Origin of the sequence: Clostridium sp. (genome assembly GCF_051654825.1) — a bacterium.
Taxonomy (GTDB): domain Bacteria; phylum Bacillota; class Clostridia; order Clostridiales; family Clostridiaceae; genus Clostridium.
Genome location: NZ_JBOFYU010000042.1, coordinates 1 through 10,565, shown reverse-complemented (window position 1 = coordinate 10,565; position 10,565 = coordinate 1). Strand labels below are relative to the sequence as shown.

The 10,565-nt window shown below is 27.1% G+C and carries 12 protein-coding genes; 1 reads left to right on the top strand and 11 read right to left on the bottom strand.

All coding sequences use genetic code 11. The features are described 5' to 3' along the window. Nucleotides 1-285 (top strand): ATP-binding cassette domain-containing protein (locus ACRDBA_RS02740; RefSeq protein ID WP_438571404.1); only part of this gene is annotated, 285 nt, incomplete at its 5' end. Nucleotides 286-329: 44 nt separating this feature from the next. Here ACRDBA_RS02740 and ACRDBA_RS02735 read toward each other — a convergent pair. The 11 genes from ACRDBA_RS02735 to ACRDBA_RS02685 all read right to left on the bottom strand — a co-directional run. Next, nucleotides 330-1,046, bottom strand: a complete 717-nt coding sequence (locus ACRDBA_RS02735) for a LytR/AlgR family response regulator transcription factor (protein ID WP_438571403.1) — start codon at nt 1,044-1,046, stop codon at nt 330-332. A 68-nt stretch (nt 1,047-1,114) separates the two neighbouring features. Next, nucleotides 1,115-1,258: a cyclic lactone autoinducer peptide gene (locus ACRDBA_RS02730; RefSeq protein WP_438571402.1), complete on the bottom strand. Its 144-nt coding sequence runs from the start codon at nt 1,256-1,258 to the stop codon at nt 1,115-1,117. A gap of 3 nt (nt 1,259-1,261) precedes the next feature. Next, nucleotides 1,262-1,846, bottom strand: a complete 585-nt coding sequence (locus ACRDBA_RS02725) for an accessory gene regulator ArgB-like protein (RefSeq protein ID WP_438571401.1) — start codon at nt 1,844-1,846, stop codon at nt 1,262-1,264. Between the two features lie 330 nt (nt 1,847-2,176). Next, complete coding sequence (locus ACRDBA_RS02720) at nt 2,177-3,082, bottom strand: hypothetical protein (protein ID WP_438571400.1); 906 nt, start codon at nt 3,080-3,082, stop codon at nt 2,177-2,179. A gap of 424 nt (nt 3,083-3,506) precedes the next feature. Then, the gene (locus ACRDBA_RS02715) at nt 3,507-4,835 is read right to left on the bottom strand and encodes an ATP-binding protein (RefSeq protein ID WP_438571399.1); all 1,329 of its coding nucleotides are present in this window, start codon (nt 4,833-4,835) and stop codon (nt 3,507-3,509) included. Continuing rightward, nucleotides 4,829-5,539 carry a LytR/AlgR family response regulator transcription factor gene (locus ACRDBA_RS02710; protein ID WP_438571398.1) on the bottom strand — a complete coding sequence of 237 codons (711 nt, stop codon included), beginning with the start codon at nt 5,537-5,539 and terminating at the stop codon, nt 4,829-4,831. Before ACRDBA_RS02710 ends, ACRDBA_RS02715 begins: the two co-directional genes overlap by 7 nt. A 174-nt stretch (nt 5,540-5,713) precedes the next feature. Continuing rightward, nucleotides 5,714-7,000 (bottom strand): DNA-binding response regulator, encoded by a 1,287-nt coding sequence (locus tag ACRDBA_RS02705; RefSeq protein ID WP_438571397.1) that lies wholly within the window; start codon nt 6,998-7,000, stop codon nt 5,714-5,716. 573 nt (nt 7,001-7,573) lie between these two features. After that, nucleotides 7,574-7,939 (bottom strand): hypothetical protein, encoded by a 366-nt coding sequence (locus ACRDBA_RS02700; RefSeq protein WP_438571396.1) that lies wholly within the window; start codon nt 7,937-7,939, stop codon nt 7,574-7,576. Then, a complete protein-coding gene (locus tag ACRDBA_RS02695; protein WP_438571395.1) occupies nt 7,940-8,746 on the bottom strand; it encodes a ParA family protein in 807 nt (268 codons plus the stop codon). It lies immediately after the preceding gene. 91 nt (nt 8,747-8,837) lie between these two features. After that, on the bottom strand, nt 8,838-9,593 hold the full coding sequence (locus ACRDBA_RS02690) for a recombinase family protein (protein WP_438571394.1): 756 nt from the start codon (nt 9,591-9,593) through the stop codon (nt 8,838-8,840). Between the two features lie 748 nt (nt 9,594-10,341). After that, on the bottom strand, nt 10,342-10,565 hold a 224-nt coding region (locus ACRDBA_RS02685), incomplete at its 5' end, for a DUF2442 domain-containing protein (RefSeq protein WP_438571393.1).

The window sequence follows — 10,565 nt, the reverse complement described above, 5'->3', positions numbered from 1 at the left end:
AAATTAAATTTATTAGAGTATATAAACTCTAATAAGGATAAATTAGATACTATTATAGATAGGAATAAAATATCTGGTGGAGAAAAGCAAAAAATATCTATATTAAGGGTTCTATTAAAAAATCCTAATATAATGATTTTTGATGAACCTACATCTGCAATGGATGATAAAAGTAAATTATCATTAATAAAATATTTAAATTCAATAAAACATAATAAAATAATAATAATAATAAGCCATGATGAGGATATAAAATCAGAAGTGGATGTATTAATAAAAGTTTAATTAATACATCCATATTTTGTGTGTAGTATAATAAATTATACTAACTACTTACAAAGCATCTCACCTAATATACTTGCTAGTCTTAACTGTAGTTCTTTAATATTCGATCTACTTACATATATTTCATATTCTTTTATTACTAAAATATTATTACTTTTAATTTGTTCTACTTTCTCTAGATTAACTATATAACTGTGATGACATCTAAAAAACTTACAATCTTTAAGATATTCTTGAATTTTTTTTAAACTTATCTCAATTGTATAATTTTTTTGATCTGTATATATTGTTACATGCTTTCTAATTACCTCTACATATAAGATTTCATCTAAATCCAATACAAATACATCATTTTTACATTTAATAACTACTCTATTATTTCTATTCAGTATTTCATACGCACAATCTAATAAATACTTTTCTAATAACTCGTATTCTATAGGCTTTACTAAATATCTATAGGCATTTACCTCATATGCTTCAAATACATATTCTTTCATACAAGTCGTAAATATTACTTTAATTCTAGAATTCGACTCTCTTATAGTTCTTGCTACTTCCATGCCTGATATTCCATCTAAACAAATATCTAAAAATAATATATCTACTTTATTACTTTCATCCTTAAAAAGTTCTTCCCCTGATCCATACTCTAGTAACTTGTATCTTATCTCTTTTTTATCTAATATTTTGCTTATATTATTCGCTAATACCTTCCTATGAAACATTTCATCTTCACATATTGCAACAGATAAAATCATAACTTCACTCCTTGATTTATATATAAAAAAGATAGGTTTGAATTTCCCCTATCTTCTAATTTTAACTATTACATTTTTTTGAATTTTTTAATACCTTTTGGCATTTCTGGCTGATGTGATATAAAGTTTGATGTAGTATTAGCTGATAAGAATAAAATTCCTATTGCTAATGTTCCTACGTTTTTTAATGCCATACTTAAAATCTTTTTCATTTTTTATGATTCCTTTCCTTTACTTATAATTGCTAGCTTTAACATTATAAAAGTACACCATATTGAGGAAGCCATGTATATTGAATATTCATAAAATCTACTATTGTAAATTCCTATAGCTACAATTAGTAATACTATTCCTATTAATAGCATCACTGTGTTTTTATAACGCTTTCTTTCTTCTTTACTCAACGGATTATTTCTATGTTCCATCGGTGAATACTTTATAATAATTAAAGCACATACTAAAGTCATAATAATAACTGATATATTTGATATTTTATTTATTAAAACGCTTAGTATCGCTATATCTAACATATATATACTAAGAAATACCATTAAGCATTTCTTATAATTTTCAGCATGATAGCCACCTGAAAATTGTCTTATAGGACAGTAACAAAGCAAAAACAATAGTGTATGAGTAAACTTATTAAAGAATGCTCCTACTAAAAGTATTGCTGCTATATTTATAGCAAATGCTATTAGTGTTTCAAATCCATAAATATATAATTCTGATTCATCATCTTCTATTGCTTTATTAGAAATTAAAAAAGATGTCATATTTTTTGCACACGATTTAACCATTTCAATCTCCTTTTCAATCACTTGTGCCTACAATATAACATCTTAATATATTAATTTTCAATATTAAATTCACCAATAGCATATTTTCATACACGAATGGCATTCGATTTTAAGTATATTTAAACTTAATCTTTAAAAGTACTATCTTTATATTTCTTCATTATTTTAAAAATTTTCGAATATTTATTACCTTAAATAGAATAACTGTTACAAATACAGTTATTAGAAATGATAAAAATAAATTTCCATCTGAAATATATGTTGAACATAGTCCTACTATTATGCATATAGTTGATTCATAGTCAATTTTATTATCTTTATTCATAATTACTAAAGTTTATCGTAGTGAGATTTTAAATTCCCTAAATCACTAAGATAAGTAACTCCATGAGCTACTCCTATTGCAAAGTTAATAGCTCCTCCTATTATACCATCACCACATGCACCTTTTAATTCGCTAGTTGTTACTTTCCATTTTCCATTTTTAATAAATGTACCTAAAACAACATTGAAAGCTGCTATAACACCGCTACCCATATTTGTTTTAGATGTACCGTAACTTTGTCTAGCTCTCTGAACATAATCATAATAACCTTTTGTGCTACCTGAGTACCAACTATTAGTATCTTTAGTGTATTTTTTAGATAGATTAGGATTACCAGGGTGATAAGCGTATATTGTATCTCTTGGTGAACCTTTTACAACTTTCATATTTGCATAATCAGGTCCTTGCGTTCTCCAAGCACCAGGTCTACTTGGGGCTTTGATGCTTTTCATAGCATCTAAATGAAATTGATCTGCTACATCAAAATAGTTTAGCTCATAAGGAGCCTCTCCATTTTTAGTTATTCTTATTATTCCTCTATATCCATTTGTTTCAACTTTTAATCCATCTATATTACTTTTTTCTTTAAATTCGTCTTCTACTCCATTTTCTTGTTGGAATTCATATTTTAGTAGTTTTATTTGATCAGCTGAATATATATCAGCATCACTAGAATCAATTGTTAGTTCAGCTCTTTTTTTCTTTGCTTCATCTATTTCTTCTTTATTTGTGTTGTTGATTGACAGTATTTTTTTTTCAACTTCAGTATCAACTACTTCAGTATCATTTACTGCTGTTATTTCTTGATTGTTAGTTATCTCACTTGCATTTACAATTCCTACACTCCCTAGTACAGGTCCTGAGGCAATTAATATTGCCATAGCTGTCGAACTAATTCTTTTTAAATTCATAATGTCTCCCTCTTTATACTCTGAAATTTTTATAACTTATAACTATAGTTCGGTGGACACCGACATACGTGTAAAAATCGGCCACTTGAATTTGAACACCTTGATATAGCTTGAATACAGCGATTTTTTATTTTCTCAAAATCTATGGGTTTTATAGCTAAATTAAAGTTGTCATAATCATAACTTCTAAGATTTGATTATGTGATTATAGACTAGTAATTGCAATGCTTTAAGCATAGTCATAACTAGTAATCATAAGTACTAATATAATTTTCAATTTTATCAAGTGGCCGAAAATAACACGTATGTCGTCCTCCCCCGTAGTTCTTTTGATTCAAACAATAAAAAAATGTTATATCCTATGCCTAGAATATAACATTTTTTTTTATTATTTTTCAATATTAAGTACACCAATAGCTTTTTTTTAGACATGAATAACCTTATATTCAAGTGGTATATATATATTTACAATAAACTTATCCTCTGTATAGTCTGTTGCCATAATACCATCATATTTTTCTATTGAACTATTCACACTACTTATCCCTAATCCATGCATGTATTTATCTCTTTTATCCGAAATTATTTTATTAGATTTCTTTTTTATCTCATTTATCTTTGAATTCTCACATCTTATAACATAAAATTTATTTACTATATTACCTTTAATTTTTATATATCGATTATTCTCATGTTCAATTTTGTTGCATGCTTCTATTGAGTTATCAAGTATATTAGAAAATATACTACAAATATCCATCATATCAACAAAATCACATTGTTTAAAATTGATATCTACAGAAAATCTTATACTATTTTTATTACAAATATCTTTTTTCTCACTTAGTATAATATCTAATATCATATTTCCTGTTGTACTTATAGAGTCCCATTGATTAAGTTCTGATTTTATACTATCTATATAATGTTTTGAGTATTGATTGTTATCAATCATCTTTTCTATACAAATGATATGGTTACTCATATCATGATATAATTTTCTCACTTTAAGCTGTGCGTTTTGAAGTTCTTTATAATGCTCATATTGAACTTCAATTTTTTGTTTTATTATCTCATTTTCAGCCTTTAGGTTATACTTCTTTATTAAGTTTCCAATCATATTTATTAATGATATATTTGAAATTAATAATAATGTTGCTGATATAAGCAACATTAAATTGTTTAATTTATAATCTTCAAATACTCCAAACTCTGACCCAAATATTACGGCTATACTTATTATATTTGCGACTATTGGAATTATTATATTAATAAACTCTTTAATTTTTAGTTCTAATTGAATCTTTATTCCCTTCACTAAAGGTACCATTGCTATTAATAATAGTTTAGATGTTATCATAAGCTCTAGTCTAAATATACTATAATCTAATAGTCTATTTATATCGCTCATTGAGTGTACAAATGATATTATACTAGTGCTTATGATATCTGATCCAAGTATAATCATCCAAAACATCAATAAAACTAATATGGCTTTTACTACTTTTTCATTATAATTATACAAATATACTATAAGAGACATAACTATTCCAATTATTAACTTAATACTTGGATGTACTTTGAATATTGATAATAGTACTGTGGTAAATGTTAAAATAATAATTGATATATTTATTACAACATCACTTTTTTTCTTTTCACTAAACTCATCTAAAATAAGTTTATAAACTATCCACTCTATTCCCGATGAAATTAAATTTATAAAATACCAAAATAACATTGAATCTAACATAATGTAGCTCCTAACATATGAACTAATTTAAGCTTAAAGTTCGCAATTCTATATCTGCTGATTGGAACTTCATCATTGTTTACTATAGCCATATTTGAGCTTATACTTTGAACATATTTTAAATTTATTAAATAACTCCTATGAGATCTATAGAAATTATAGTTTTTTAACTTTTTCTCAATGTTACTTATACTCATCTTTATTGTATACTTATCATCTAAGGTATGTACTGTTATATTTCTTTGCAATACCTCTATATAAGTAATCTTATCTATATCTATTTTATATAGAATGCCTTTATCTTCAAGAACTAAATAATTCTCTTGCTTAGACAATACATCTGATATGCATGCTAATAAATGTCTCTTTAAATCTTCTTTTTCAAAGGGTTTTATCAAGTACCTATATGCCCTTACCTCATATCCTTGCTCTAAGTAACCTGATACCGCTGTTGTAAAAATTATTTCTACATTAGTATCAAGTTCTCTAATTTTTTTAGCTACATCCATTCCCGATAACTCACTCATTTCAATATCTAAAAAGAAGATATCTACATTTTCTGGATATTTGTCAAACAAAGCTTCTCCACTGCTATACTCTATAATCTCTACGTCTATACTTTTCTCAATGAAAATATTAGAAATAGCCTCAACTAAAAAGCTTCTAAATATATTCTCATCTTCACAAACAACTATCCTAAACATATCTTTTCTCCTACCTTATCTAAAAGGACAACAATCACATATTTATAAAGAGCCATTTCATTGCACCCTTATCTAAAAGGACAACAACCACATATTTATAAAGAGCCATTTCATTGCACCCTTATCTAAAAGGACAACAACCACATATTTATAAAGAGCCATTTCATTGCACCCTTATCTAATCCAATAACTTTTTATTGTTCTTATCGATTTTTTTAACTTTAAAGCTATCTCTTTCTGTGTTAATCCTTTACTCTTTAATAATTGAATTTCTTCTATTAATGTCTGCTTTTCTTGCTCTCTTTTAGTTAATCCATCTTCATTTCTTCTTTTTTCTCTTCTTTTTTCATTATTTCTAGAATACTTTTCTTCTGTACCTATAATAGTCTTCATCTGCTTTTGTTCTTTTATAGTTATACCTAATCTATCTATTAACGTTTCATTCTTATACCAATAACCTTCTTTGTCTCTCATACCTTTAGATACTCTTTTTACTTCTCCACTCCTAATACCTTGCTCATATGCTATAAACTTATCTATTGCCTTTGGTATACACCTTAGAATAGCTTGTACCTCTGTTTCCTTCATTGGCTCTGTAAATGCATTATTAAACTCTATAACTACATTCTCAAGTTCATAGCTATCTCTAACATAAATACCTTTCCAGTATGCATAGCAATGCACAGCCATATTTCTATATCCAGTCATTTCATATTTTCTAAGCCTACATAAAGTTTCTAGATCATTCGCTCTTTCCATATGTAAACTGTATGATGTAAAGAATCTATTTGAAATAACCTTGTTATCAATTTTCTTAGTTTGCTGCATTTGTAATTGGTGAGCTTTTTGTTTGTAATGCAGGTAGTCTTCTCTTAATTGATACATTGAGTATTCTGTTTCATTATCTATATATAAAACTTTACAATCAGTGTCACTCTTAGAATTTACTGTACCTGGTAATCTAAGTACCCTTGCTCCATCTGTAGCTCGTCTATCAGCTCCCAAATGTTTTAAATTATAATATATATAATCTTGTAGTTCCTGCCATGTATTTAATGCTCCATAAGGTGCATTTTCAATTCGCCAGTATAGATGTACTCCTCTTCCACTATCTGTTACCATCGTTGGCTTTGGTATTTTTCCCTCATAGTGCATTATCCATATCATATAAACTGTTTCCGCCTTTTCAAGCCCCATACTTTGGCAGTCTATGTCTTGGAATAATGATCTAAATTGTCTTATATTTTCAACTCTTCTTTGTGGTAAGTACATTGTATTTGGCGCTAGAAATACATCCTCATTGCTATGCAGTTCTTCTACAATGTCTCTTAATCCCTCATTTTTAGTATTATATATTTTAATGGTCTTATCACCATTATGTTCATCATTTAGTTTCAATATTTGTATATATCCATCTGTAGTATCATCATAAAGATGATCACAAAACTCTGTCATTTGCATAAAAAAATTCCCCTCTATTCTTAGTATGTTGACACTAAAGATAAGGAGAACTCTCGTTTTTTCTAACAATGATATCAATCTAATCTTTGATATTATTGTTTTATAGATAAATTTTATATTGTTTTAGGTATCAAAATTATTGATATCTTAGAATTATTATGTTAATATTAATACATAATAACAATATAAAAAATCTCTGATGAGAGTTCACTCTTATCAAGAGTGTCTTATAGGAAAGCTAGGAGTAAGTCGCCAAACTTATGAACTCCTGGCTTTTTTCCATTTTATTTTCGATTTCTTTATTTAAATTTTAACATATTTTTATGTTTTAGTATATATTTTAATCTTAATCTACATTAAATATGCTCTATCATTCCAATAGCTACTACTTCCTGTAATTCTATTTATTCAAATAATACTTTTTTACAATTTGGACCTTAAATGCTACGTACTATGCTTTATAATAAACTTGTATTCTATTTATCTAAAAAAAGATTTATTTATAATTTATTTTTAAATTATAAATAAATCTTTTTCGATTTAATTATCATTTTTTGATAATTTAAAATCAAATTATTTTTTATTTTTTTTTACTTTATTTTCTTTATCATATTTCTTTACCATATCACAAATATTGAAATCACTTGGTAAATTAGCCTTTGTCGTGGTCACTGTACTCTTAACTAAATTACCTATTGTCTTTTGAACTGTTGTATTTTTTAATACTGATACCGACTTTAATATATCTAATTCATCTTCTTCTAAATATATCGTAAGTGCAACTTTTTTTACTTTTTTTTCTTCTTTCATAGCAAGTAAGTTTACGCCATCAAGATCTATATCTAAGTTATTTTCTATAACTGAATCAACTTTGTTTTGATAATCATTTTTTCTTATTTTTATATCTTTTACATCTTCTTTAAATATATCTAAAGCCATCTATAAAATCTCCTTATCCTTTAATTCTTGTATAAACTCATTAAAGTCACTTCTAACCTTATGTGCTTTTTTTGTTTTTCTACAATAGTCCTCTAAGTCCATTTTATTTAAAATAGCATTTCTAACTACTGTTGTTTCACTTACCTTAGCTTGTACTAAATCTTGTTTTATATTTTCAAATTTATCTAAATAAGCATTAAACAAATCACCTGTACTTAATTTTCTAGATGTATATGAGTTTATTACTACAGCTCTTTTCGTTTTTAATTCTACATCTAAAAATTCTAAGTCTTGTTTAAACTTTTGGAAGAATAACTCACATCCTCTTATTGATGCTATATCTTGATACTCTATAGGAGTAATTATTGAATCTGATATTAGCATAAAGTTTCTAGCTATAAGGTCATATGATGGTGATAAGTCTATAAATATATAATCATATTTTTCTATAGTATCTATGTTATTTTTAAACCATCTCCATACTGCTTTTTCTCTTCCCATTTGAGTAGATAAATATTCAGATAAAACACTTAAGCTAATATCACTTGGTATTAGGTCTATGTTTTCAAACTCTTCTACTGGTGATTTTAGTATTACTTCATTGGCTGTTATGTTTTCTGTTAGCATTTGAAATAATGTCTTGTCTTCGTGAACAACTTTGTATAAAAACTGTGTTAGGTTAGCTTGTGTATCTGCGTCTATTAGTAATATTTTTTTACCTTCTTTACTTAATTTCATCGCTGTAAGTATAGTTAGTGTTGTTTTTCCTACTCCACCTTTTACGTTGAAAAATGAACATATTTTCATAATTTATACCTCATTTTTATTTAATTTATAAATAATTTATATTTAACTTGAATTAAATTTATTTTAACATCTTTTTAGATTTTTTTTCAACTTATTTTTGATTTTTATTCACTTTATTCCACATATACTTCGATACTATTGGCTCTATTTCAATGATGATATCATTCTTTTCTTTCTTTCCTTGGTACTTAAATATACCAATATAGTTTTTATTTTTTAGGATATAATCTACCTTCTGCTTTGAAAATCCATACTTAGCACCTATTTTAGCTAATGAAATCCCTTTGGACCTTAGCTTGAATATATCTTTGACTATTTTAGCTTCTGCTTCATCTATCTCAAATTGCCCCTGTTTATTTACTTTATATCCAAGTGATGGTTTACCTCCCACCCATTTATTTTCATTTAATCTTGCGATTCTTCCATTACGAGTTCTTTCATTAATCACAGCCCTCTCAAATTCTGCAAAACTTCCTAGCATCTGCAGAAACAACATCCCTTGTGGTGTTGATGTATCAAAATGCTCTGTGATACTTACTAATGCTACATTGTATTCTTGCATCTCATATATCATTGCAAGTAAGTTATAAAGGCTCCTATGGAGTCTGTCGTTCTTATAAACCATTATCATATCTATATTATTTTCTTTAATGTAGTTAATCATTTTATCATATTCTGCTCTATCAGTTGATTTACCTGATACTGCTTTATCTATGAACATTTTATCTATCACTATATCGTGAAGCTTAGCGTACATTCTAATTTTATCTTCTTGATCCTTTAGTGATGTATTATCTACTTGCATTAAGGTAGAAATCCTACAATAACCTACTGCTCTTTTCTTCATGTCTTCCTCCAAATGTCTTTTTAATAATAATGTATCTCTTCTTAGGGACACCGAGATACGTGTAAAAACCGGACACATCTTCTCTGCACCTATTGGTATTACTATATTTATCTCTTTACTTTTTAAAAAAATTCTACTATTAATTAAACCTGCGTTTTTTATGCAAATTTGCACCAAAGTTTCTTCAAATCAAGTAACATCAATAACTTGATGACTTTGATATAATACATTGCCCTAGTAGTGTCCTAAAAATGCGGATTTACAACGTTAAGGCGATTTTATCCGCTATTTGCAATTGTTTGGTGTTTTTCTAAGGACACCGAAATACGTGTAAAAATCGGCCACTTGATTTTGTAGCGATTGCAGCTACTATATTTGGTAATATTTTTATCCCTGTGTTTTTTCCGAAAATTTGCGTCACAAGTGCTTTGATATAAGTAATATCAGTATGTTCACCTAAGCTTCTTTTCATTAATTCAAATACATAGCTCTAGTAGCGTCAGGAAAATGCGGATTTCAAACGTTAAGGCGATTTTGCCCGCTAATTGCAACGGTTTAGTTATTTTCACCGGGAGGACGATATACGTGTAAAAATCGGCCACTTGATTTTGAATCCATTGGTATTACTGACTTAGGCGATATTTTTTTATTTAAGCAAACTTTGGTGACTTTTTTCGAAAATGTGCTAGGGTTATCAATAGTTAAAACAAAAGGAGCTGAGATAAATTCTTATCTCAACTCCTTATTTCTAGCTTGAATATGAAACACTATCTTCATATAATGTTTCTGGGTCAATATCTGCTTCATTAGGCCATTCTATTGAATCAAAACTAACTTTAACTGCATTAAATATATTTTCATTTTTTAATTCTTGAAAAATACCTTTATCTAAATATGGGTTCATATCAAATATTTTAACTTCATTGTTTTCAAAGGTTAATATTAATTTGTAATTCTCTATAGGTTTAACTT

Excerpts from the sequence above, each read along its gene's own strand:
- ACRDBA_RS02735 (WP_438571403.1), bottom strand. The coding sequence starts at position 1,046 with ATGATTTTATCTGTTGCAATATGTGAAGATGAAATGTTTCATAGGAAG.
- ACRDBA_RS02730 (WP_438571402.1), bottom strand. The coding sequence starts at position 1,258 with ATGAAAAAGATTTTAAGTATGGCATTAAAAAACGTAGGAACATTAGCA.
- ACRDBA_RS02725 (WP_438571401.1), bottom strand. The coding sequence starts at position 1,846 with ATGGTTAAATCGTGTGCAAAAAATATGACATCTTTTTTAATTTCTAAT.
- ACRDBA_RS02720 (WP_438571400.1), bottom strand. The coding sequence starts at position 3,082 with ATGAATTTAAAAAGAATTAGTTCGACAGCTATGGCAATATTAATTGCC.
- ACRDBA_RS02715 (WP_438571399.1), bottom strand. The coding sequence starts at position 4,835 with ATGTTAGATTCAATGTTATTTTGGTATTTTATAAATTTAATTTCATCG.
- ACRDBA_RS02710 (WP_438571398.1), bottom strand. The coding sequence starts at position 5,539 with ATGTTTAGGATAGTTGTTTGTGAAGATGAGAATATATTTAGAAGCTTT.
- ACRDBA_RS02705 (WP_438571397.1), bottom strand. The coding sequence starts at position 7,000 with ATGCAAATGACAGAGTTTTGTGATCATCTTTATGATGATACTACAGAT.
- ACRDBA_RS02700 (WP_438571396.1), bottom strand. The coding sequence starts at position 7,939 with ATGGCTTTAGATATATTTAAAGAAGATGTAAAAGATATAAAAATAAGA.
- ACRDBA_RS02695 (WP_438571395.1), bottom strand. The coding sequence starts at position 8,746 with ATGAAAATATGTTCATTTTTCAACGTAAAAGGTGGAGTAGGAAAAACA.
- ACRDBA_RS02690 (WP_438571394.1), bottom strand. The coding sequence starts at position 9,593 with ATGAAGAAAAGAGCAGTAGGTTATTGTAGGATTTCTACCTTAATGCAA.